This is a genomic window from Pandoraea bronchicola (genome assembly GCF_902459805.1).
Classification (GTDB): domain Bacteria; phylum Pseudomonadota; class Gammaproteobacteria; order Burkholderiales; family Burkholderiaceae; genus Pandoraea; species Pandoraea bronchicola.
On the sequence record NZ_CABPST010000001.1, the window covers coordinates 335,461 to 358,199 of the forward strand.

Here is a 22,739-nt window from a genome sequence, read left to right on the forward strand (position 1 = left end):
GACGCAAGACCCGCCGCGACATCATGTCCGGCGGGTTTTTTTATGGCGGCGCGTATGCCTGACAGGCCCGCGCCAAGATCCTGATACCGAAATGATCAAGCTGATCGTAGGGCTCGGCAATCCGGGCGCCGAATATACAGCGACGCGTCACAATGCCGGCTTCTGGTTCGTTGACGCGCTGGCGCAGCAATGCGGTGCATCGCTCACGAACCAGAAGAACTTCCACGGCTTCGCTGCGCGTGCGCGCATCGCCGGTCAGGAAGTGTGGCTGCTCGAGCCGCAGACCTTCATGAACCGCTCGGGACAGTCAGTCGTGGCGCTCGCGCGCTTCTACAAGATCCTGCCGGATGAAATTCTCGTCGTTCACGACGAACTCGATCTGCTGCCCGGCACCGTGAAGCTCAAGCGAGGCGGCGGCAGCGGCGGTCACAACGGCTTGAAAGACATTGCCGCACACCTGACGACCCCCGAGTTCTGGCGCCTGCGCCTGGGCATTGGACATCCACGCACGCTGCAACCGGCGGGCAGCCAGCAGCAGGTGGTGGACTTCGTGCTCAAACCGCCGCGCAAGGAAGAACAGGCGCAGATCGACGACGCAATGTCGCGCTCACTCGACATCGTCGACCTGGTCGTCAAAGGCGACATGGAAAAGGCAATGATGCGTCTGCACGCTACGCCAGGGAAGTAAGCGAAGCGGCAGACGAACGAGCGGCGGCGCGCCGCTCAGGCAGTCTTGCCTGCTTGCAGGTGGGTGTACTTCTCGAGCAGTTGCTCGGGGGTCTCGATGTGTTCGGGGTTGATGGGAATGCACTCCACCGGACACACCTGCACACACTGCGGTTCATCGAAGTGACCGACGCACTCGGTGCACTTGTTCGGATCGATCTCGTAGATCTCGACCCCCATCGAAATTGCGTCGTTCGGGCACTCTGGCTCACACACGTCGCAATTGATGCATTCATCGGTAATCATCAAGGCCATACGGCACCTCCAGCCGTATCGCGACGCCGATCAGCCATCAGGCCACGACCGGCGCGCACGATACTCATTCCTTCGCCGACAGATCGCCGACTTTCGTCACCAGCCATTTTTCGACGGAAGGAAACACGAACTTGCTGACGTCGCCGCCCAATTGCGCAATCTCGCGCACGATCGTGCCCGAGATGAACTGATATTGGTCGGACGGCGTCATGAACATCGTTTCCACATCGGGCAGCAGATAGCGGTTCATCCCTGCCATCTGGAACTCGTACTCGAAATCGGACACGGCACGCAGACCGCGCACGATGACGCGGGCCTGATGCTTGCGCACGAAGTCCTTGAGCAGCCCGGAAAACCCTTCCACGCTGACATTCGGATAGTGACCGAGGACTTCTCGCGCAATGTCGATGCGTTCGTCGAGTGCAAAGAACGGCTTCTTGTTTCGGCTATCCGCCACGCCAACGACAAGCTTGTCGAAGATGCCCGCCGCACGGCGAACCAGATCTTCATGCCCTCGGGTCAGCGGGTCGAACGTCCCCGGATAGATCGCCACTACCATGCCAACGTCTCCTCGCGGCTGGGGACCTGTGCTACGAACTTATTCATTGTGGTCTCTAGGTTTTCGGAATCGATTCAAGCAGATGATAATGCACCGCTCCGGCTTTCGCCCGGCGCAGGCATGCGAGACCGAACGCAGCGAGCGCGTCGTCCGCCAGCGGGGTGTCGGATTCGGCGTAGATCACACCGTTCGGGGCCAGCAGACGGGCCGCAGGCGCCAGCAGATCACTCAGCCAGCCGCTCGCAAACGGAGGATCGAGAAACACCACGTCGAAAGCCCCGGGCGCGAGTGTGGTTATCAGGCGTCTCGCATCGGCCTGCACGATCTCGATCTGGCGGGCATCGAGCTTCGCCTGATTGGCGCGAAGCTGCCGGACGGCGGGCGCGGCCTGCTCGATCATGAGCACCCGTGCGGCGCCGCGCGAAGCCGCCTCGAACCCCAGCGCCCCACTGCCCGCGAACGCGTCGAGACACTGCATGCCGCTCAGATCCTGGCCGAGCCAGTTGAACAGCGTTTCGCGCACACGGTCGGGCGTGGGCCGCAGACCGTCGCCCGACGGCACCGGCAGCGGCGTACGTTTCCACTGACCGCCGATGATGCGGACCTGCTGCGGCGCGCCGCGTGCCACGTTACCTGCGCCGGACTTCATACCGTCCTCCGCGACACAACCATGCCGAATGCGCCGTCACCGGGGCAAAAATGAGTTCGCGCACGCGGCTGCGCACGCCAGGAATCCAAAATCATGACAATTCACGCTACATTGTTGAGGCGAAACATACCACATCGCCCGCCATACCCGCCGCATAAGGGCGCGCAATCGGTAAGACAACGCGCCAACACCGGCCGGCCGGTGTCGGGCAATGCGCAGACGCCACACTGAGGACGCGCCCAGCCGCTCAACAGGAGACCCCCCGACTCGCCATGATCGAAGCTGCCATCGAGGTAACTGAGCTATGCAAGGCCTATGACGGCCGCCCTGTGGTCGATCATCTGTCACTGCGCGTGGCCCCGGGCGAGTGCTTCGGCCTGCTGGGTCCGAACGGGGCAGGCAAGACCACCACCCTGCGTATGTTGCTGGGTTTGGTCACCCCCGACGCCGGAGAAATCCGTCTCGGTGGCCTGCCCGTTCCGCAAATGGCCCCGGAGGCCCGGCGCCGTGTCGGCGTTGTGCCTCAATTCGACAATCTGGACCCCGACTTCACTGTCCGCGAGAACCTGGCCGTCTTCGGCCGATATTTCGGACTCTCCTCTGCTGTCCTCCGCGAGCGAGTGCCCGCCCTGCTCGCATTCGCGCGTCTCGAATCGAAGGCAGACGCCCGGGTCAGTCAGCTTTCGGGCGGGATGAAACGACGCCTCACCCTTGCCCGCGCCCTCATCAACAATCCCGATCTGCTGGTACTCGACGAGCCGACCACTGGCCTCGACCCGCAAGCCCGGCACTTGATCTGGGAACGGCTCAAATCGCTGATGAACGAGGGCAAGACGATTCTGCTCACGACACACTTCATGGAAGAAGCCGAGCGCTTGTGCCACCGCCTGTGCGTGATCGACAACGGCCGCAAGATTGCCGAGGGCACCCCGCCCAAACTCGTCGCACGGGAGATCGGGTGCGACGTTGTGGAGGTGTTCGGCGACGTGCCGCCGGCGTTGCTCGCGCGACTGGCCCCGCTCGCCGAGCGTCTCGAGACGAGCGGTGAGACGCACTTCTGCTACGTGCGCGACGCCGCCCCGCTCGTGAGCGCGCTGCAAGATCAGCCCGGCGTGCGCTATCTGCATCGGCGCGCCAATCTGGAGGACGTCTTCCTCAAACTCACGGGGCGGGAGATGCGCGATGACTGAGCACGATCGACACGATCCCGGCGGTTCAACCCATGCGGATGGCGCCGCTGCCGCAACGGCGAGCACGCCTCGTGCCGCTGCGCCACAGGGGCATCCTCCCGATGCGCCCCGCTATCTCCCGGGATTCACGCCGTGGATGGGGGTCTGGCGGCGCAACTTCCTCGTGTGGCGCAAGCTCGCCATTGCGTCGATGTTCGGCAATCTGGCCGACCCCATGATTTACCTCTTCGGGCTGGGATTCGGCCTCGGCATGATGGTCGGCGAAGTCGACGGCACCTCGTACATCGCATTTCTCGCGGCGGGCACCGTGGGCTCCAGTGTGATGTTCTCCGCGAGCTTCGAGTCGATGTACTCGGGCTTCTCTCGCATGCACGTGCAACGCACGTGGGAAGCGCTGATGCACACGCCGCTCACGTTGGGTGACGTCGTGCTTGGCGAAGTCGTGTGGGCCGCCAGCAAGGCGGTGCTCTCGGGTCTCGCCATCCTGGTGGTGGCCAGTGCGCTCGGCTATGCTCGCATCGAAAGCCTGCCTGTGGTGCTGCCTGTGGTCCTGCTCGCGGGACTGGCGTTCGCGAGTCTGGCCATGGTGATGACGGCGCTCGCACCGAGCTACGACTTCTTCATGTTCTACCAAACCCTTGTGATGACGCCGATGCTGCTGCTCTCGGGCGTGTTCTTCCCGTTATCGCAACTCCCGGCAGCGGCACGTCATGTGACGGAGTGGCTGCCGCTCGCTCACGCGGTGGCCCTGATCCGTCCTGCCATGCTCGGGCGCGCCATCGACTTGCCGTGGCTGCACGCCGGTGCGCTTGCGGCCTACGCCGTCGTCGGGTTCGCTGTCGCACTGGTGCTGTTACGCCGGCGAATTCTCCGGTAACAGGTGCAACGCTCTCTGGCAGATCGCCGTCATCAAAGAAAAACGGCACCGGGAATCTCCGGTGCCGTTTTTCGTTCGGCGTGCCTGCCACGCGACGTCTGCCGCGCGATGACGATTACTTGGCCTGCATGGCCCCGGCAGGCTTGCTGCCCTGCGCAGCAGCACCAGCGCTGGCCGCACCGAAGACGTTGCTCGGGCCGACAACGACCGTGACGAGCCGCTCGGGCTGAACGTGACGCACGAAGGCATCTCGCACCTGCGCCGCGGTAACGGCTTCCACCTTGCGGGTCCACGTGTCGAGGTAGTCCAGCGGCAGGTTGTAGAAGCCGATGGCCGCAACGTTCGCCAGCAGCTTGCGGTTGCTGTCGAGGCGCAGCGGGAAACCATTGGTCAGGTTGTCCTTCGCGGCCTGAATCTCCGCATCGGTCGGCCCTTCCTGCACGAACTTCGCGAGCGTTTCCCGCACGACCTTGAGCGCTTCGGGCGCCTGCTCACGGCGCGTCTGCAAACCGATCTCGAACGGGCCTTCCTGCAACTGCGGCATGAAGCTGCTCGACACGCCGTACGTCAGACCGCGCTTCTCACGCACTTCCGCCGTCAGGCGCGACACGAAACCGCCGCCGCCCAGCACGTAGTTCCCCACCAGCAATGGGAAGTAGTCGGGATCGCTACGGGCCACCGACGCCTGCCCCGTCACGATATGCGCCTGCTCGGCCGGATGCGGAAGATCGATCTGCACCGCGCTGCGCAGTGCCGCCACGGGAGGCATTGCGGGTGGCGTCACGCCTGCGGGCATGGCATCGATCAGCGTGGCGACGAGCTTTTCTGCCTGCGGACGATCGATGTCGCCGACGATCGTGACGACCGCTCGCTTCGGGCTGTACATGTCACGGTAGAAGCGCACCAGATCGTCGCGCTTCACGGCCTTGACGCTGGCCACCGTCGGACTCACGCCATAAGGATGACTACCGTAGATGGCGCTGCGAAATGCCTTGTCGGCAATCGCTTCGGGCTTCGTATCGGCTTCGGCAATCGCCGACGCCAGACGCGCCGCCTCGCGCTTGAGCACCGCGTCGGGGAACGTCGGATGTTGCAGAAACTGCGCCATCGTACTCACCGCGGCGTCGCGTTCGGCCGGCGAGGACAGCGTGCGCATCGTGACGGTCGCCGCGTCGCGCCCGGCGCTCGTCGACGCCATCGCGCCCACATCGGCGAAGCGGTCCGCGATCTGCGCTTCGGTCAACGCCGGACGCCCACCCGCAGCTAACGCCCCGGAGTCAAGCAGACCCGCCGTGAACAACGCCAGTCCGGACTTGCCCGGCGGATCGTAACGGCTGCCCGCGTCGAAATCGATGTTCAGATCGATCATCGGAATCGAACGGCTCTCCACGAGCAGGACCTTGGCGCCTGAGGGCGAGACCCAGCTTTGAATCGGCAGCGCCGCCTGCGCGGTGAGGGGCATGACCGCCACCACGGCACCTGCAGCGACGCAAGCCAGAAGGCCCGTACGCGCAGGCACGAAGCACGCACGCAACAGTGCGGAAATATTCATCATCTTGTGGCCTCTCTCAGCGCATGTTCTTCAGGTCTTGCGCCCCTTGGGCGCGGCGCTTGCGTGTCGCTTCGTCGATCGGCTGCGGCACCAGCGTCGCGACGCTCAAGGACTCGTCGCCGAAGTACTTGCCAGCCACCGCCTGCACCTGCGCCGGCGTCACCGCCTTCACCTTCTCGAGCATGCGGTCGATCTGCCGCCACGAAATTCCCGACATTTCGTTCAGACCGATTTCCATCGCCTGACCGAACACGGAGTCACGCTTGTAGATCTGCGACGCGACCACCTGCGCCTTCACGCGGCCCAGCTCTGCCTGCGTCACACCATGCGCTGCGATGTCGGCCACCTGCGCGCGCAGCGCCTTTTCGATCTGCTCGGGTGTCTTGCCCTGTGCGGGCGTGCCATCCAGGATGAAGAACTGCGGACCGCGGCCCACACCGTCATAACCGGCGCCGACGTCGTTGGCGACGCGTTGCTCACGCACGAGACGGCTCGTCAGACGCGCGTTGCCATAGCCGTCGAGCACGGCGGCGAGCACTTGCAGCGCATAGACGTCGTCATCCTTCTCGACGTCGGTCAGACGCGGCGCACGCCACGCGAGCATCACATGCGGATTCTCGGCCGGGGCCTTCACGAAAATCCGGCGCACGCCAAGTTGCGCGGGCTCGTCCTGCGGACGACGCTCCGGCAACGCGCGTTGCTTGATCGGACCGTAATACGTCTCGGCGAGTTGCTTGACCTGTGCCGGGTCCACATCGCCGCTCACGACCACCACGGCGTTGTTCGGTGCGTACCAACGCTCGTACCAGTCGCGCGTGTCCTGAACCGTCATGTGCTGCAGGTCGTTCATCCAGCCGACGATCGGGCGGCGATAGGGATTGGCGATGAGCGCCGAGGCCATCAGTTGCTCATAGAGCAGTGCGCGTGGTTGATCGTCCGTGCGAAGACGGCGCTCCTCCATGACCACCTGGATCTCTTTGGCGAACTCGTCGGCCGTGAGCGTGAGGTTGGCCATGCGATCGGCCTCGAGACGCATCATCTCCGGCAGGCGCGACTTCTCGGTCTGCTCGAAGTAGCCCGTGTAGTCCTTGCTGGTGAATGCATTCTCGCGGCCGCCAAGCGCGGCAACCTGACGCGAGAACTGGCCCGGCCCGACGGTCTTGGTGCCCTTGAACATCATGTGTTCCAGCGCATGGGCCACGCCCGTGGTGCCATTGAACTCGTCGAGCGAGCCGGCGCGGTACCAGACCACATGGGCGACCGTCGGCGCCCGATGGTCTTCGCGCACGATCAGCCGCAGGCCGTTCGATAACGTGAATTCCGAAGTGTTGTCCGTGGTTTTGCTGCCAGTCGTGTCGGCAGCATGGCTCAGGCTCATCACACCGGCCAAGGTCAGTCCGACCAAGGCACGTCGCCAGCGCATGGTTCCCGTCATGGATCCCCTTTCGCCCGTCATGGACGTCGATACGCGTCTGATAAAATACGTCGCATTTCCCGCGTCGGAAACAACGACTCGCCCATTGTAGGGCGTTTTGTGCGGCGCGAATGGCAAGACAAATCACAGACGCACGCCGACCGCGCGCGCCCACGTCGAGTTCTTCACCCCATGTTCAGCTTCTTCAAGCGCTTCAAGTCGGGCGGTAACAAGGCCGCCGAGGCGAGTCCAGCATCCACCGAATCCGTCGAATCCGTCGAATCGGCGTCATTGCCGGGAACGCCCGAATCGTCAAGCGTTCCGATCGAAAGCCATGCCGCAACGGCCGAGGTCGCGCAGGCCCAGCCTGCTGCGCCCGCGCCTACGCCGGTGCCCCCGCCGCAACCTGCCGCGCCAGTCGCCCCCCCCGCCACCCCCGCCGCCGCCGTTCCGGCAGCGCCGGCGGTCGCCGCGCCGCAAGCGCCCGCCGCACCGGCAGACGCCCCGCGTGGTCCCGTCAGCCCGGCGGAAAATGCGGCACACGCCGAACCGGCACCGGTGAATGTCCCAACGCCGAGCACGCCGGCCCCGCCCGCTGCCACCCCCGCGGCGCAGATTACGCCCGAGCCGGTCGAGCCGATCGAGCCGATCGCATTGCCCGCCGCGCCCGTCGTCGTAAAGGACTCGCACGGCGAAGCCATCGGCGAAATCGTTGCCGCGCCGGCCCAGGCGCCGGCCGCCAAGCGTTCCTGGCTCACGCGCCTGAAGGCTGGACTGTCGAAGACGAGCGCCGGCCTCACCGGCATCTTCATCGGCGTGAAGGTCGACGAAAACCTGTTCGAAGAACTCGAAAGCGCTTTGCTGATGAGCGACGCCGGGGTTGAAGCCACCACGTTCCTGATCGAAGCGCTGCGCAAGAAGGTCAAAGCCGAACGGCTGACCGAAGGCGAACAGGTCAAGCGCGCCTTGCATGACCTGCTGGTCGATCTGCTCCAACCGCTGGAGCAAAGCCTCGTGCTCGGCCGGGAAGCGCCGATGGTGGTGATGATCGCCGGCGTGAACGGCGCAGGAAAAACGACGAGCATCGGCAAGCTCGCCAAGCACTTCCAGCACTACGGCCAGTCCGTGCTGCTCGCCGCAGGCGACACGTTCCGCGCAGCGGCCCGCGAGCAACTGACGATCTGGGGTGAGCGCAACAACGTCGCAGTCGTCTCACAGGAAAGCGGAGACCCTGCCGCCGTCGTGTTCGACGCCGTGAACGCCGCCCGCGCTCGCAAGATCGACATCGTGATGGCCGACACCGCCGGCCGCCTGCCGACGCAGTTGCATCTGATGGAAGAGCTCAAGAAGATCAAGCGCGTGCTGGCCAAGGCCGCCGACGGCGCACCGCACGAGGTTCTGCTTGTAATCGACGCCAATACCGGGCAAAACGCGCTCACACAGGTCAAGGCGTTCGACGACGCGCTGCAACTCACCGGCCTCATCGTCACCAAGCTCGACGGCACGGCCAAGGGCGGTATTCTCGCCGCGATTGCGCGTCAGCGTCCGGTGCCCGTGTACTTCATCGGTGTGGGCGAAAAGGTCGAAGACCTGCAACCGTTCTCCGCGCGCGAATTCGCCGACGCTCTGCTGGGGTAAACGCATCCGGCAGCGCACGTCGCAATTTGTCGCAATTCGTCGCAATTCGTCGCAATTTCTCGTAACGCGAAGCGCTGCTTGCCACAAACCCAACGGCCCGCTATTTCACCCGGCGGGCCGTTTGTCCTTTGAACGACGCAAGACGGCCACGCAGCGCCGCCGTCGAACGATGCGTTACAACTGCTGCGCGACGAGTCCTGCGCAGAGCCCCCACATCATCATGCCGACCACGCCATCGAGGATCTGCCATGCTCGAGCGCGAGAGAACAGCGGCGCGAGCAACCGCGCGCCATAGCCGAGGGTGGTGAACCACAGCACCGAAGCGGTCATCGCCCCTGCGGCGAACCAGGCATTGCCGGGCGACACCTCACGCGCACCGATGCCACCGAGCAGAATCACGGTGTCGAGATAGACGTGAGGATTGAGCAGCGAGAGCATCAGGACGAGCACGAATGCGCGCTGCCACGTCATGTCCTGCGTGGCCGCGCGGCTGCCGTCGGCCCGCAAGGCACCCGCTCCGCGAAATGCGGCGCGCCACGCGCGCAGACCGTACCAGAACAGGAATGCCGCACCGCCCCACGTGACGGCCGTGAGAAAGCGCGGATACGCGGCGATGAGGCCGCCCATGCCGGCCACCCCTGCCGCGATCAGCACCATGTCGCAGATCGCGCACACCGCCACGACCGCGCCCACGTGACGCTTCAGAATGCCCTGCCGAAGCACAAACGCGTTCTGCGCGCCGATCGCCATGATGAGGCTGGCGCCAAGCGCCATGCCCCGCCAAAAAGCCGGATCGACCATGACGGAACTTACTCGGCGTCGGGTTGCGCTTCCGGCGCCGCGCGACGGAAGGCATCGAGCGTCAGGCAGTGGGCGTTGATGGCGGCGATGCGCGGGAATGGTGTCATGTCCACCTTGAAGCGGTTCGCGTTGTAGACCTGTGGCACGAGGCAGCAGTCCGCCAGCGTCGGGGTGTCGCCGAAGACGAACTTGCCGTGCGGAGATTGTGCTGCGAGGCGGGCTTCCAGCGCCTTGAAGCCCTCCACGATCCAGTGAACGTACCAGGCGTTTTTCTGTTCTTCGCTCACGCCCAGGTCGTGTTTGAGGTAACGCAACACGCGCAGGTTGTTGATCGGGTGAACATCGGCGGCAATGTCCAGCGCCAGTGCCCGCACCTGAGCGCGTGCTACCGGCTCCGACGGCAGGAGCGCAGGCGTGGGATGCACGTCTTCCAGATACTCGATGATGGCGAGCGACTGGTGAATGTTCACGTCGCCGTCGATGAACGTCGGCACCAATCCGTTGACGTTGAGCGCGCGATAAGCCGGTTTGAGCTGTTCGCCGCCGTCACGCACCAGATGCACGGGCACGGTGTCGTAATCGAGCCCCTTCAGATTCAGGGCGATCCGCACACGATACGCGGCGGAACTGCGGAAATAGCTGTACAGCGTGGACATGGCAGACCTCGAAAGCGGGATGTGGGAAGACGCGGAAGGTGTCAGAAGTCTCGAGCCACCCGCGTCTGAACACGAGATGGTACTGCATGCACTGGCCCCGAGGACACTCGATTGCGTATCATGGACGAATACGAATATCGATTCCAACGTGCCATGACCTCTGCCGCTCCGTTCGCCTGTGCGCCGCTGCTCAAAACCATCGCCCGCGGTGCGAAAGGTGCGCGCCCACTCAGCGCCGACGAGACGCGTACCCTGTTCGACGCCATCTTCGCCGAGCGCGTGGCGCCCGCAGAACTGGGCGGGGTTCTGATCGCCTATCGCATCAAGGGTGAAACGCCCGTCGAACTGCGCGCCATGCTCGACGCCGCGCACGCGACGTTCACGCCGCTCGCCGCACCGACCGATGCGCCACCGCCCGTCCTGCTGCCCAGCTACAACGGCGCACGCAAACAGCCGAATCTCACCCCGCTGCTCGCCTTGCTGCTCGCCCGCGAGGGCATTCCGGTGCTCGTGCACGGTCAGCATCACAGCGGCGCGAATCGCGTCGGCACGCAGGCGATCTTCGCGGAACTGGGCCACACCGCCTGTCAGTCGGCCGCCGAGACTGAGGCCGCGCTGCGGACACGCCGTGTCGCCTATCTGCCGATTGCCGCGCTTTCGCCTGCACTGGAACGGCTGCTGGAGATGCGCGCCGCGTTGGGGGTGCGCAATTCCGGTCATACGGTGGTGAAGCTGTTGCAGCCGTTTGCCGGTCCGGCACTGCGGCTTGTGAACTACACGCACCCCGAATATCGGGAAACGCTCGGCGAGATGTTCGCCGATGCCGCCAACAGCCCGGCACCGGGTGTGCTGCTGGCGCGCGGCACAGAAGGCGAACCGGTCGCGGATGCCCGCCGTCAGACGGCAATCGAGGGCTTTTCGGACGGAATGTACCGGTTGTGGCAAGCGGCGGAAGAAGGTGCCACGGGCGTGCCGCCGGCGCTACCCGCTGCCGACGCCCCGGCCACTGCTCGATGGATTGAAGCCGTGCTGGCCGGTGAGATCGCCGTGCCGGCCCCCATCGCTCGGCAGGTCGAGGTGATTCGCCAGGCACTAGGAATCGTCAGCGGAGCATGACAGGAGTGGCAGGCGTGACGGGCGTGAAGATCACCCGCTTGATCGCCATACGAGCATATCGTCGGCCAATATGCCCGTAACGCGGAACAAAACCTCGGAAATCAAGAAATAAAGTAATTTCCGGAACAATTCATACCAAAAACAATCGAATGTTGTATTCGGAGAGGACGTCCGGCGAGTGCCGGACGAGGCAGCCGCCGGATCCGCTGGCAGACGACCGGCGCTTCATTCGGCCGACGCCATGCGGGTCGCTTGCCAAGAGATGAGGTGCCATTCGTCGGCCTCGAGCACATGGACTGCCGTATAGGCCATTTGCGACTCGAGCGAGCCGGTCGCGGTTTCCAGTTCGACCTTGAGCTTGCCGGTGACGACCACGGTGTCGCCAAACTGGCGCAGCTCCTGTGCCCGGATATCGATGTCCAGATATCGACGGCGGCCCGAGGTCAGGGCGTCGAGAAATTCGCGCTTGGTTTCGCGTTTGCCGTTCGAATGAACGTAGTGAAGGCCGTCGGCCAAGAGGGCGTCGAGTTGTTCGACGTCACCCTCGACCATCGCGTCGAAGCGCGCTGACTCGCGTTCACGCACCACGTCGATTTGCTTTCCCGCCATGTTGACCTCCCGTCTTCGCCGACCCAAACGCTCGCGACTTGGGTTGCAATTTACACCATCCGCGTCACGTTTGCGCCAGTGACTTCTCCGGTTTTACGGGGGGTGCTGGAAAACCCCGAGATGCCGGAAACTTCCCGCCCGGTAAGGGTTCTAACGTGTTTAGCACTCATCGAAAGAGAGTGCTAAAATGTTTTCCCAGAGGCTAACCAGGAGTCCACCACTTGAGTACTGCCGCCACTTTGCATCCGACGACGCCGGCCACCGGCACGGCGCCGAATTCTCGTGCCCTTGCTATTGCCCCGTCGGCATTGATGCTGCCGGGCAGTCTGGGCAATATCGACAGCTATATTCAGGCTGTTCACCGCATTCCTTTGCTGACGGCCGAGGAGGAGCAGTCGCTCGCCAAGCGCCTGCGTGAGAGCGACGACCTCGAAGCCGCCCGCCAGCTCGTGCTGTCGCACCTGCGTCTGGTGGTGTCGATCGCGCGCAATTACCTCGGCTACGGCCTGCCGCATGCCGACCTGATTCAGGAAGGCAACATCGGCCTGATGAAGGCCGTGAAGCGCTTCGATCCGACCCAGGGGGTACGACTCGTGTCGTACGCCATGCATTGGATCAAGGCCGAGATTCATGAGTACGTTCTGCGCAACTGGCGCACGGTCAAGGTCGCCACGACCAAGGCCCAACGCAAGCTGTTCTTCAATCTGCGCAGCCAGAAGCAGGGCCTGCAAGCGTTCACGCCGGAAGAGATCGATCAGGTCGCTCGCGATCTGAACGTGAAGCGCGAAGACGTCGTGGAAATGGAAACGCGCATGTCGGGCGGCGATATTGCCCTCGAGGGTCATAGCGACGATAGCGACAACGCGAGCTTCGCCCCTATTGCGTACCTCGCCGACTCGCATCAGGAGCCGACCGCCGTGATCGCCGCGCGCGAGCGCGACCATCTCCAAAGCGACGGTCTGCAAACGGCGCTCGGCCGTCTCGACCCGCGCAGCCGGCGCATCATCGAAGCGCGCTGGCTGTCGGTCGCCGACGACGGCAGCGGCGGCGCCACGCTGCACGAACTGGCGGAAGAATTCGGCGTGTCGGCCGAGCGCATCCGTCAGATCGAAGTCGCCGCCATGAAGAAGATGAAAGGCGCACTGCAAGCCTTTGCGTAATGCATGGATCGGAGTGGCGGTGGCAACGCGACAAATTGCCACACGACATGCCGCATCACCGTCTGCCGTGAATGGCCGGCGCAAAAGCCCCGTGAAGCTCACGGGGCTTTTTTATTGGACTTCGAAAGTTCACGGGTCATTTGCGTAGGACTTGATGCATCGCAAGGTCCCCCGGACGACCGGTCGATAGAATCGAATCGTACGTGGCCATGCTGCGTGCGAAGGACGGCCGGGGGGCCGTTCGCCGCGCCGGACCCTTGTCTCGACCTCGCTTCTCATCTGCCATCACCCGCGTTGGCAGATCCGCATCGAACCAGCGTCATCTGCGTGTCATCCGGCCCCCCGCGCCCCGCGGTTTGACATTTTCGAGCGATAAGGCAAAATGCGCCGAAAGTCGACGCTGTTCCCAACACAACGACTTTCGACGCCAGGAGCCGTCACGGATGGACACCCACTCTCCTAGCAGTCTGAAGCCTCCCGCCCCGGCCGCGCCCGTCGCGGCGTCGCGCTCCGCCGCCATCGTCGACTGGCTGATCAGGCGCTGGCGCACCCGCCCTTCCCGTTTCATGGTCGAAATCCTGATCGTCCTCGCGATCAAGGTAGTACTCCTGTTTATTCTGAAACACGCGTTCTTCGACGCTCCGATGGCCAAGCACATGCAATTGCCGCCGGACGTCGTGGCTCGTGCCCTGATTGGGCCGCAAGCCGTCGAAGCGCAGTCCACCACCCCAAGTCAAGGTGTCCGCCATGATCAGTAGCGAAGTCGTTGACCTCTCGCGCTTGCAGTTCGCCATAACGGCGCTGTATCACTTCCTGTTCGTCCCGCTAACACTCGGCCTGTCCTGGCTGCTTGTCATCATGGAGTCGGTGTATGTGATGACCGGCAAGCAGATCTACAAGGACATGACCCAGTTCTGGGGCAAGCTCTTCCTGATCAACTTCGCGATGGGCGTGACCACCGGTCTCACGCTCGAATTCCAGTTCGGCACCAACTGGGCTTACTACTCGCACTACGTCGGCGACATCTTCGGTGTGCCGCTCGCCATCGAAGGTCTGATGGCGTTCTTCCTCGAAGCCACGTTCGTCGGCCTGTTCTTCTTCGGCTGGAACAAGCTCTCGCGCATTGGTCACCTTGCAACCACGTTTGCGGTGGCATTGGGCTCGAACCTCTCAGCGCTGTGGATTCTCGTGGCCAACGGCTGGATGAACAATCCGGTCGGCGCGCATTTCAACTACGAAACCATGCGCATGGAGCTCAACAGCATCTGGGACGTGATCTTCAACCCGGTGGCGCAGGTGAAGTTCGTGCACACGCTCTCGGCCGGTTACGTGACCGCCGCCATGTTCGTGCTCGGCATCTCGGCCTGGTATCTGCTCAAGCGCCGCGACGTGCCGTTCGCCCTGCGCTCCTTTGCCGTGGCCGCAGGCTTCGGTCTGGCCTCGACGCTGTCGGTCATCGTGCTGGGCGACGAGTCGGGCTACACCACGGGCGAAGTGCAGAAGGTCAAGCTCGCCGCCATCGAGGCCGAATGGGAGACGGCCAAGCCGCCGGCATCGTTCACGCTGTTCGGCTTCCCGAACCAGAAGGAAGAGCGGACCGACTACGCCGTGAAGATTCCCTGGGCGATGGGCCTGATCGCCACGCGCTCGGTCGACACACCGGTGATCGGTCTCACGCAGTTGCGTGACGAGCACAAGGACAACATCCAACGCGGCATGCTCGCCTTCGCCGCGCTCGAGAAGCTGCGCAGCGGCGACACGTCGCCGGCCGTGCGCGCCGAGTTCGACAAGTACAAGGACGACCTCGGCTACGGCCTGCTGCTCAAGAAGTACACGGCGAACGTTGTCGACGCCACGCCGGAGCAGATCCACATGGCGGCCAACGATACGATCCCGCCGGTCGCCCCCGTGTTCTGGTCGTTCCGCATCATGGTCGGCCTGGGCTTCCTGTTCCTCTTCACGTTCCTGTGGGCCTTCTGGCTGTGCGCACGCCGCCGTCTGCTCAAGCCGCGTTCGGCCTGGTTCCTGCGCTGGACCGTGTGGGCGATTCCGCTGCCGTGGCTTGCTGCCGAGTTCGGCTGGATCGTCGCCGAAGTGGGCCGTCAGCCGTGGACCATCGCCGGCATTCTGCCGACGCACCTCTCGACGTCGTCGCTCTCGGCCGGCGACCTGTACCTGAGCCTCGCGGGCTTCATCATCTTCTACACCGCGTTGCTCATCATTGAAATGTTCCTGATGGTGAAGTACGTCAAGCTCGGCCCGTCATCGCTGCACACCGGCCGTTATTACTTCGAGACTGAAGGGACGGACGATAGCGCCATCGCTGGCGAGCGTCCGGCGACTTCGGTCTGATCGTCAGGGAGACACGACATCATGATGATCGATTACACCGTACTCAAGCTGATCTGGTGGGTGCTCGTCGGCGTGCTGCTGATCGGCTTCGCCTTCTTCGACGGCTTCGACATGGGCACGGCCACGCTGCTGCCCTTCCTGGGCAAGACCGACGCGGAACGCCGCGTCATCATCAACACCGTTGCACCCACGTGGGAAGGCAATCAGGTGTGGTTCGTGACGGCGGGCGGTGCGATGTTCGCCGCCTGGCCGCTCGTCTACGCCGCGGCGTTCTCGGGTCTGTACTGGGCGCTGTTGCTGGTGCTCTTTGCGCTGTTCCTGCGACCGGTCGGCTTCGACTACCGCAACAAGCTGCCGAGCGCACGCTGGCGCAACTCGTGGGACTGGGCATTGTTCGTCGGTAGCGTGGTGCCGTCGCTGGTGTTCGGCGTGGCCTTCGGCAACCTGCTGCTGGGCCTGCCGTTCTCGTTCGACAACACCATGCGCTCGACGTACACCGGCTCGTTCTGGGCGCTGCTCAATCCGTTCGCGCTGCTGTGCGGTCTGGTGAGCGTGCTGATGCTGGTCACGCACGGTGCCGCCCACCTGCGCATGAAGGCCGATCCGATCGTGGCCGATCGCGCCGGGCGCATCATGCGTGTGACCGCGCTGGGCACGCTGCTGCTGTTTCTCGTGGCGGGTGTGCTCGTCGCCACGCACGTCGACGGCTTCGCCATCACGCACATGGGCCCGACCGACTCGCCGGCCAACCCGCTGCTCAAGGAGGTCACGACCGGCCCCGGCCTGTGGCTCACGAACTATCACACCTATCCGTGGATGATCGCGGCGCCCGTCGTTGCTTGCCTGTGCGCCATTCTCGCGGCACTGCTCGCGACCGGCCGGGCCTATGCGTGGACGTTCGTCATCACCGGGCTGATGATGGCCGGCATCATCCTCACCGCCGGCTTCTCGATGTTCCCGTTCGTGATGCCTTCGGCCGCGGCGCCGGTCAGCAGCCTCACGGTCTGGGATGCCACCTCGAGCCAGCTCACGCTGCAAATCATGTTGATTGCCGTGATCGTCTTCCTGCCCATCGTCCTGCTCTACACCGGCTGGGTGTATCGCGTGATCCGTGGCCGCGTGACGATCGAGACGGTCAACGACAACCCGCACACGATGTACTGATCAAGGAGTCGCGACATGTGGTACTTCTCTTGGACTCTCGGCCTCGGCCTCGCACTCGCGTTCGGCATCATCAACGTGATGTGGTTCGAAGCGCACGACGACCTCGAACGCCGCAGTCAGGAAGGCAGCTGACCTGACCTGCGGGAAGCAGAAATGAAAATCGCGCCTCAAGGGGCGCGATTTTTTTTATCCTGTTACGCGTCGGCCCATCGGCATCGACGCGCTCGGCAGACTCAGCTCAGCAGCGTTTGCAGATCCTTGGCCATCGCATCGACCGGCTCGTCCGGACGCATGAACAGGCGCAGCTGACCGTTCGGATCGAAGACGTAGATGCCTGCGGTGTGATCGATGGTGTAGTTGTTCGGCGTCGAGCCTTCCACCTTGTTGACCACTACGCGGAACGACTTCGTGACTTCCTTGAGCGCGGCATCGTCTGCCGGGCGCAGGCCGACGAATGCCGGGTTGAACGCCGGCACGTACTGGCCCATCAGCTCCGGCGTATCGCGCTGCGGGTCGACAGTCACGAAGAGCACCTGCACGCGCTGTGCATCCGCGCCGAGCTTCTGCATGACCTGATTGAGTTCAGCCATCGTGGTCGGGCAAACGTCGGGGCAATGTGTGTAGCCGAAGAACATCACGACCGCTTTCCCCTTGTAGTCGGCGAGCGTGCGCGTCTTGCCTTGCGGGTCCTGCAACGAGAAGTCCTGTGCGAACTCCTTGTTCCCGGTGATATCGAGACTCTGGAACGACGGACCGTCTTTACCGCACGCGGCGAGAAGCAAGGTGAGTCCCATCAGCAACATCGCACGACGCAACCAGATGACAGCAAGATTCATGAACGAATGTCCCCAAAACGTATGGAAAAACGCTTTCCGGAAATACAACAGGCGCGCCGGTCGAGAATACCGTAACGCGCCTGTCATCGTGACTCACACCACGGCGGGCAAACCCCGCTATGCCCGCGACCGCCCGGCGTCAGCCGAGCAGGAAGATCTGGACGTAGTGATCGACCAGCAGCGCCGCAAAGAGCAGCGACAGGTAGACGATCGAGTAGCGGAACATCGAGCGCGAGAGCGCATCGGAATAGTGACGCCACAGCTTGATCGCGTAGCCGAGGAAGATGCCCGAGAGCACGACCGCCGAGACCAGATACAGATAGCCGCTCATGCGATGCGCGAACGGCAACAGCGACACCGCGAACAGCACCACGCTGTAGAGCAGGATCTGCAGACGCGTGTACTTCTCGCCGTGCGTGATCGGCAGCATCGGCAGGCCCGAATTCACGTAATCCTGACGGCGGTACAGCGCGAGCGCCCAGAAGTGCGGCGGCGTCCAGACAAAGATGATAAGCACCAGAATCCACGCATCGGCCGGCACGGCACCGGTCGCGGCGGCCCAGCCGAGCGCCGGCGGCATGGCGCCCGACGCACCGCCAATCACGATGTTCTGCGGCGTGGAGGGCTTGAGAATGATGGTATAGATCAGCGCGTAGCCCACGAACGTGGCAAGCGTGAGCCACATCGTGAGCGCGTTGGTAAATGTGTAGAGCACCACCATGCCGGCCGCGCCGAGAATCGTCGAGAAGACGATGATCTGCCACGGGGCGATCTCGCCGCGCGCGGACGGACGCCACGCCGTGCGGCGCATCAGCGCGTCGACGCGTTGCTCGATCAGACAGTTCACGGCGAAGGCGGACCCGGCGAGCAGCCAGATACCGATGGTGCCGCCAATCAGCACCTGCCACGGCACCATGCCGCGCGTGGACAGGAACATGCCGATGACGGCGCAAAAGACGGCGAGCTGCGTCACACGGGGCTTGGTCAACGCCCAGTATTGTGCGATACGGCTAGACGGCGGATGGGGAAGGGTCGTGCTTTTCATACACTCAGAGGCAATGCGCTATGCCGAGCCAGTCGGGGCGCCAGCGAGTGGTGCGGCAGCCGGCTCCGCTGACGGGAGGGGCTTCTGGCGGGCCGGAAGGTCTGCCTGATCTGTCAGGCCGGCCGCAATGGACGCCGCCGTTCCAGCGGCGCGAATGCGGTAGTTTAACATAACGAGCAATAGCAGCAGGACGGCCGCCCCGCCGTTATGGGCGATGGCGTTGAGCAGCGGCCATTGGAAAACGATGTTCGACAATCCGGTCGCGAATTGCACGAACACCAGCATCAATACCAGAATAGACGGTTTTCTGAGCGCGGCATGGCGTCGCAGTTGGCTCGCCAGCCACGCCAGATACAGCACCACCACCACCGCGAAGGTCCGGTGAACCCAGTGGATCGCCACGAGCGCGTCCATCGGAATCACCTCACCCCCCGCCGTCTTGCCCAGCTCACGCCAGAGCTTGAAGCCGTTGTGGAAGTCCATCGGCGGCACCCACTGCCCCTGACAAGTCGGGAAGTCGGTGCAGGCAAGCACAGCGTAGTTGGTACTCACCCATCCGCCGAGCGCGATCTGGAACACCAGCAGCGCCAATCCGATCAGCGCCGCCCAGCGCCAGCGCAACGCGCCGGGGTCGGCCGCCACGCTCACCAGCGGCATCTGACGCGACGCCAGCCACGCGAGCGAGCCCAGCAAAGTGAGCGCCAACATCAAATGCGTGGTGACGATCACCGGCTGGAGCTTCATCGTCACGGTCCAGGCGCCGAACGCGCCTTGCACACACACGAGGATGAACAACCCCGTTGCGAGCCAGGGCGACTGCTTCAACTCGCGCCGCTTCACCCAGGCCATGACCATCAGGGCGATGATGAGCACCCCCACCGACATGGCGAAATAGCGGTGAATCATCTCGATCCACGCTTTGACGAACGTCACCGGACCGGTCGGCAGCATCGATTGCGCCGCGTGAATGTCCGCATGCGCGGCGAACGGCGACGACGTGCCGTAGCACCCCGGCCAGTCGGGACAGCCGAGCCCCGAATCCGTAAGCCGCGTGAAGCCGCCGAACATGATCAGGTCGAGCGTGAGAAAGGTCGTCACCCAAGCCAGTTTGCGGTACTTGTTCGCGTCGCGGCGCAGCAGCACCCAGCCGAGCGGCAGCACCGCAATACACAGGCCGATGAAGCCCAGTTCCAGAAGGTAAAGCATCGGTTTTACGTCAGTTCTTCGTCATGTCGCGTGCGCCATGGCGCACGGTCTCACCTGCATTGCGGGGCATGCCCCTCAACCCGTCCCCGACCATTTGAGCAGTCGGGACAGATCGCTCTTGATCTTGCCCGGATCGGCGTTCTTCGGGAACGCCATCATCAGGTTACCCAGCGGATCGACCAGATAGATATGGTCACGCAGGCCGGTGCCGTCCTGCGTCGGCAGCCACGCCGCCAGCGCGACCGGATCGGTCCGCAGGCGGCGCGTGTCTTCGTACGCCGCATCGAGCTTGTCGGACACCGGCGTATCGTCCGTCACCAGCCACAATGTTTCGACGCGCGTGCGCTCGTTACCTTGCAACACGCGGATCTGCCGCATGTAGAAGAGCTTGCTCACACAATTCTCGTCACACGCGGCAGTGTCTGCGCTGATCATCAGCCACTTGCCTTTGAGAGACGACAGCGGCAGGGTCTCGCCCGTCTCGTCGTCGCGCACCATCAGGGCGGGCAGCGGCCGCTGCGGCTCGATCAGCTTGCCGTAGGCCGACGTGCCGCCCTGCGGCTTGAATACGTAATACATCAGGTACGCCGCCACCGCAGGCGCTGCGCACACGACGAACAGCAGCACCAGCATGCGCCGCGCGCGGCGTCGTTGCACCGGATCGATGGCAGGACTTCCCGTGCCTGCGGCATTCACCTCAGTACTCATACTCGCCTCATGCCCGCTTGAAGTTGTCAGTGGCGCCCGTCAGCCGGCGTCCGCGTCGGTAGGCCAGACGCAGTCCCAGCATCGCAAGGATCAGCGACATGCCGAACCATTGCGCCATATATCCGTAATTGCGATCCGCACCGGTCGCTGGCGCGGGCCAGTCGCGCAGCAGGTGATCGCCCGTGTCGTTGGTCTGCATGACGACGAACGGTTGCAGCGGCAGCGATGTCTCGCGCGCGTAATCCGTCACATCGAGATTCTGACGAATGGCCAGCCCCGCCGCCGAGCCGCCGCGCCCCAACTCGAAGGCTCGCGACGCATCGGGCTGCGCAATGCCCTCGATGGTGACGTCACCTGCCGGCGTGGCATACGGCATGATCGCGACGCGATCGCGCAGATCGCGCGGCAGCCATCCGCGGTTGACGAGCACCACGTGATCCGGCCCCGTCTGCAACGCCATCACCACGTAAAACCCGGGCAGCTCGTTGCGCGGACGATTGTCCAGATACACCACGCGGTTCTGCAGGAAGCGGCCCGTCACACGCACCCGCCGGTTCGCCACCTCGCTCAGCGAGTAGGACTGCGCGCCCAGCGCGATCACTGGCGCCTGCTCGGCCTGCTCGATCTGCGCCTGACGCGCCAGACGCATCTGCGCGCGCTGATACTGCCACACGCCGAGCGCTGCGGTGAGCATCACGCCCAACAAAATCAGCAGCGCCGGTACCGGGCGCATGCCGCGCAAGAGGGTTTTCAACACGTACGTTCCTTGACTGGCAGCGCCACGAACGCCAGCGCCATACACTGCATTGCAGCGTGCCAGCGCGAGCCCGTTGCCCGATAATGACGAATTCCTGTCATCGGACAAATCATGCGCATCATCGTTGCCATCGCCTTCGTCCTGATTCTTGGCAGTCTGGCGTCCGCATTGTTTTTCATGATGCGGGACAAGGGCCGATCGAATCGCACCGTGCATTCGCTCATGGTGCGCGTCGGCCTGTCGGTGACGCTGTTCCTGCTCATCCTGTTCGCCAACTGGATGGGCTGGATTCACAGCACGGGCATAAGATACTGAGTCCCGCGCCGCTCTCCTGCGGCAAATCGCCGCACCCCGTCTCTGCCGCCTGTCTTTGACCTTCGTCAAGCTACGGTCATTGCGCAGTACCGTGACTTACGGCTGTGCACCGGCGGTATGCGGCATAAGGCCGCATTGCGCAGCCCGCTCATCGCTTCCGTTCACAAAGGCCCTACTGCCCTGTCGGGCGACGCCAGCGCTTGCAAATGCGCCCGCAAATGGAAACGCCGCCGGAATCCGGCGGCGTCCCGACCGTCTTGACGGGGTCTCGGCGTCAGAGCCAGTAGACCACGACGTACAGGCCCAGCCAGACCACGTCGACAAAGTGCCAGTACCAGGCGGCGCCTTCGAAACCAAAGTGATGTTCCGGCGTGAAATGCCCCTTCATCAGGCGAATCAGCATGACGCTGAGCATGATCGCGCCGAGCATCACGTGAAAGCCGTGAAAGCCGGTGAGCAGGAAGAACGTCGAGCCGTACACGCCCGAAGTGAGCTTCAGGTTCAGTTCGGTGTAAGCGTGGTGATATTCGTACGCCTGGAATCCCAGGAAGACGAAGCCCAGCACAACGGTGGCAAACAGCCAGAAGATCGCGCTGGCGCGATGATTGGCGCGCAAGGCGTGGTGCGAGATCGTCAGCGTGACGCCCGAGGTCAGCAGGAGTGCCGTATTGAGCGTGGGGATCGGCCACGGGCCCATCGTCTCGAAAGCATCCACCACACCGGCCGGACCGGTGTTCGGCCACACGGCGCTGAAGTCGGGCCACAGCAGTTTGTTATCGAGATCGCCGAGCCACGGCATCGCCAGCGTGCGCGCGTAGAACAGCGCACCGAAGAACGCCGCGAAGAACATCACCTCGGAGAAGATGAACCAGCTCATGCCCCAGCGGTAGGACACGTCAATGCGCTTGCCGTAGAGGCCGCCTTCGGACTCGGCAATCGAGTCGCCGAACCAGCTACGCAGCACCCATAGCACCCACAGCAGGCCGGCCAGTGCCGTCCATGGGGCCCACGATTGACCGTTGACCCACGCTGCGGCCGAAGCAAGCACGACCAGCAAGCCGACACTGCAGCTCACCGGATGCCGCGAGGGGGCCGGCACGAAGTAGTAAGGCGCCGTTTGGTGTTGACCACTCATTCTTATCTCTCCAGGCTTG

General features: G+C 63.8%; 25 protein-coding genes. 11 read left to right on the forward strand and 14 right to left on the reverse strand.

Going from position 1 to position 22,739, the window contains the following annotated elements:
* The first annotated feature begins 91 nt into the window (after positions 1 to 91).
* Complete coding sequence (gene pth / locus PBR20603_RS01470) at positions 92 to 688, forward strand: aminoacyl-tRNA hydrolase (RefSeq protein ID WP_150557776.1); 597 nt, start codon at positions 92 to 94, stop codon at positions 686 to 688.
* Positions 689 to 723: 35 nt separating this feature from the next.
* Here the strand turns inward: pth and PBR20603_RS01475 are convergent, their stop codons facing one another.
* From PBR20603_RS01475 to rsmD, 3 genes are all read right to left on the reverse strand, one after another.
* A complete protein-coding gene (locus PBR20603_RS01475; protein WP_150557777.1) occupies positions 724 to 981 on the reverse strand; it encodes a YfhL family 4Fe-4S dicluster ferredoxin in 258 nt (85 codons plus the stop codon).
* A 64-nt stretch (positions 982 to 1,045) separates the two neighbouring features.
* Positions 1,046 to 1,540: a pantetheine-phosphate adenylyltransferase gene (gene coaD / locus PBR20603_RS01480; protein ID WP_150557778.1), complete on the reverse strand. Its 495-nt coding sequence runs from the start codon at positions 1,538 to 1,540 to the stop codon at positions 1,046 to 1,048.
* 55 nt (positions 1,541 to 1,595) lie between these two features.
* Entirely contained in the window at positions 1,596 to 2,189 is a 594-nt protein-coding gene (gene rsmD, locus PBR20603_RS01485) for a 16S rRNA (guanine(966)-N(2))-methyltransferase RsmD (protein ID WP_150557779.1), read from the reverse strand.
* 272 nt (positions 2,190 to 2,461) lie between these two features.
* Here rsmD and nodI point away from each other — a divergent pair, with 272 nt between their 5' ends.
* Both nodI and PBR20603_RS01495 read left to right on the forward strand, forming a co-directional pair.
* On the forward strand, positions 2,462 to 3,379 hold the full coding sequence (gene nodI, locus PBR20603_RS01490) for a nodulation factor ABC transporter ATP-binding protein NodI (protein ID WP_150557780.1): 918 nt from the start codon (positions 2,462 to 2,464) through the stop codon (positions 3,377 to 3,379).
* A complete protein-coding gene (locus PBR20603_RS01495; RefSeq protein ID WP_281355965.1) occupies positions 3,372 to 4,256 on the forward strand; it encodes an ABC transporter permease in 885 nt (294 codons plus the stop codon). Before nodI ends, PBR20603_RS01495 begins: the two co-directional genes overlap by 8 nt.
* A 115-nt stretch (positions 4,257 to 4,371) precedes the next feature.
* Here PBR20603_RS01495 and PBR20603_RS01500 read toward each other — a convergent pair whose 3' ends face one another.
* On the reverse strand, positions 4,372 to 5,811 hold the full coding sequence (locus tag PBR20603_RS01500; protein WP_150557781.1) for a M16 family metallopeptidase: 1,440 nt from the start codon (positions 5,809 to 5,811) through the stop codon (positions 4,372 to 4,374).
* A 13-nt stretch (positions 5,812 to 5,824) separates the two neighbouring features.
* Positions 5,825 to 7,186 carry a M16 family metallopeptidase gene (locus tag PBR20603_RS01505; RefSeq protein ID WP_246174378.1) on the reverse strand — a complete coding sequence of 454 codons (1,362 nt, stop codon included), beginning with the start codon at positions 7,184 to 7,186 and terminating at the stop codon, positions 5,825 to 5,827.
* A gap of 228 nt (positions 7,187 to 7,414) precedes the next feature.
* Between PBR20603_RS01505 and ftsY the strand changes: the two genes are divergently transcribed.
* Positions 7,415 to 8,860: a signal recognition particle-docking protein FtsY gene (gene ftsY, locus PBR20603_RS01510; protein ID WP_174977740.1), complete on the forward strand. Its 1,446-nt coding sequence runs from the start codon at positions 7,415 to 7,417 to the stop codon at positions 8,858 to 8,860.
* A gap of 174 nt (positions 8,861 to 9,034) precedes the next feature.
* Here the strand turns inward: ftsY and PBR20603_RS01515 are convergent, their stop codons facing one another.
* Positions 9,035 to 9,661 (reverse strand): LysE/ArgO family amino acid transporter, encoded by a 627-nt coding sequence (locus PBR20603_RS01515; RefSeq protein ID WP_150557783.1) that lies wholly within the window; start codon positions 9,659 to 9,661, stop codon positions 9,035 to 9,037.
* A gap of 8 nt (positions 9,662 to 9,669) precedes the next feature.
* Positions 9,670 to 10,317, reverse strand: a complete 648-nt coding sequence (gene maiA, locus PBR20603_RS01520) for a maleylacetoacetate isomerase (RefSeq protein ID WP_150557784.1) — start codon at positions 10,315 to 10,317, stop codon at positions 9,670 to 9,672.
* Between the two features lie 120 nt (positions 10,318 to 10,437).
* Between maiA and ybiB the strand changes: the two genes are divergently transcribed.
* On the forward strand, positions 10,438 to 11,433 hold the full coding sequence (ybiB, locus tag PBR20603_RS01525; protein WP_246174321.1) for a DNA-binding protein YbiB: 996 nt from the start codon (positions 10,438 to 10,440) through the stop codon (positions 11,431 to 11,433).
* 225 nt (positions 11,434 to 11,658) lie between these two features.
* On the opposite strand, the gene PBR20603_RS01530 is transcribed toward ybiB, so the two are convergent.
* The gene (locus tag PBR20603_RS01530; protein WP_150557785.1) at positions 11,659 to 12,042 is read right to left on the reverse strand and encodes a nuclear transport factor 2 family protein; all 384 of its coding nucleotides are present in this window, start codon (positions 12,040 to 12,042) and stop codon (positions 11,659 to 11,661) included.
* Between the two features lie 221 nt (positions 12,043 to 12,263).
* Between PBR20603_RS01530 and rpoH the strand changes: the two genes are divergently transcribed.
* The 5 genes from rpoH (at position 12,264) to cydX (ending at position 16,850) form a co-directional block, all read left to right on the forward strand.
* Positions 12,264 to 13,202, forward strand: a complete 939-nt coding sequence (gene rpoH, locus PBR20603_RS01535; protein WP_150557786.1) for an RNA polymerase sigma factor RpoH — start codon at positions 12,264 to 12,266, stop codon at positions 13,200 to 13,202.
* Between the two features lie 443 nt (positions 13,203 to 13,645).
* Complete coding sequence (gene cydP, locus PBR20603_RS01540; RefSeq protein ID WP_150557787.1) at positions 13,646 to 13,960, forward strand: cytochrome oxidase putative small subunit CydP; 315 nt, start codon at positions 13,646 to 13,648, stop codon at positions 13,958 to 13,960.
* Positions 13,950 to 15,554, forward strand: a complete 1,605-nt coding sequence (locus PBR20603_RS01545; protein ID WP_150557788.1) for a cytochrome ubiquinol oxidase subunit I — start codon at positions 13,950 to 13,952, stop codon at positions 15,552 to 15,554. Before cydP ends, PBR20603_RS01545 begins: the two co-directional genes overlap by 11 nt.
* 27 nt (positions 15,555 to 15,581) lie before the next feature.
* The gene (gene cydB / locus PBR20603_RS01550; protein WP_150558282.1) at positions 15,582 to 16,718 is read left to right on the forward strand and encodes a cytochrome d ubiquinol oxidase subunit II; all 1,137 of its coding nucleotides are present in this window, start codon (positions 15,582 to 15,584) and stop codon (positions 16,716 to 16,718) included.
* Positions 16,719 to 16,733: 15 nt separating this feature from the next.
* Positions 16,734 to 16,850 carry a cytochrome bd-I oxidase subunit CydX gene (gene cydX / locus PBR20603_RS01555; protein ID WP_150557789.1) on the forward strand — a complete coding sequence of 39 codons (117 nt, stop codon included), beginning with the start codon at positions 16,734 to 16,736 and terminating at the stop codon, positions 16,848 to 16,850.
* A gap of 101 nt (positions 16,851 to 16,951) precedes the next feature.
* Here cydX and PBR20603_RS01560 read toward each other — a convergent pair whose 3' ends face one another.
* From PBR20603_RS01560 to PBR20603_RS01580, 5 genes are all read right to left on the reverse strand, one after another.
* The gene (locus PBR20603_RS01560) at positions 16,952 to 17,554 is read right to left on the reverse strand and encodes an SCO family protein (RefSeq protein WP_174977741.1); all 603 of its coding nucleotides are present in this window, start codon (positions 17,552 to 17,554) and stop codon (positions 16,952 to 16,954) included.
* Between the two features lie 139 nt (positions 17,555 to 17,693).
* Positions 17,694 to 18,599 (reverse strand): heme o synthase, encoded by a 906-nt coding sequence (gene cyoE / locus PBR20603_RS01565; protein ID WP_150557791.1) that lies wholly within the window; start codon positions 18,597 to 18,599, stop codon positions 17,694 to 17,696.
* Between the two features lie 18 nt (positions 18,600 to 18,617).
* Positions 18,618 to 19,805: a COX15/CtaA family protein gene (locus PBR20603_RS01570; protein WP_150557792.1), complete on the reverse strand. Its 1,188-nt coding sequence runs from the start codon at positions 19,803 to 19,805 to the stop codon at positions 18,618 to 18,620.
* A gap of 75 nt (positions 19,806 to 19,880) precedes the next feature.
* On the reverse strand, positions 19,881 to 20,513 hold the full coding sequence (locus PBR20603_RS01575) for an SCO family protein (RefSeq protein ID WP_150557793.1): 633 nt from the start codon (positions 20,511 to 20,513) through the stop codon (positions 19,881 to 19,883).
* A 7-nt stretch (positions 20,514 to 20,520) separates the two neighbouring features.
* Positions 20,521 to 21,246 carry an SURF1 family protein gene (locus tag PBR20603_RS01580; protein ID WP_150558283.1) on the reverse strand — a complete coding sequence of 242 codons (726 nt, stop codon included), beginning with the start codon at positions 21,244 to 21,246 and terminating at the stop codon, positions 20,521 to 20,523.
* A 135-nt stretch (positions 21,247 to 21,381) separates the two neighbouring features.
* Here PBR20603_RS01580 and PBR20603_RS01585 point away from each other — a divergent pair, with 135 nt between their 5' ends.
* On the forward strand, positions 21,382 to 21,585 hold the full coding sequence (locus PBR20603_RS01585) for a twin transmembrane helix small protein (RefSeq protein WP_023597799.1): 204 nt from the start codon (positions 21,382 to 21,384) through the stop codon (positions 21,583 to 21,585).
* A 274-nt stretch (positions 21,586 to 21,859) separates the two neighbouring features.
* Here the strand turns inward: PBR20603_RS01585 and PBR20603_RS01590 are convergent, their stop codons facing one another.
* A complete protein-coding gene (locus tag PBR20603_RS01590) occupies positions 21,860 to 22,720 on the reverse strand; it encodes a cytochrome c oxidase subunit 3 (protein ID WP_150557794.1) in 861 nt (286 codons plus the stop codon).
* Between the last annotated feature and the right edge of the window lie 19 nt (positions 22,721 to 22,739).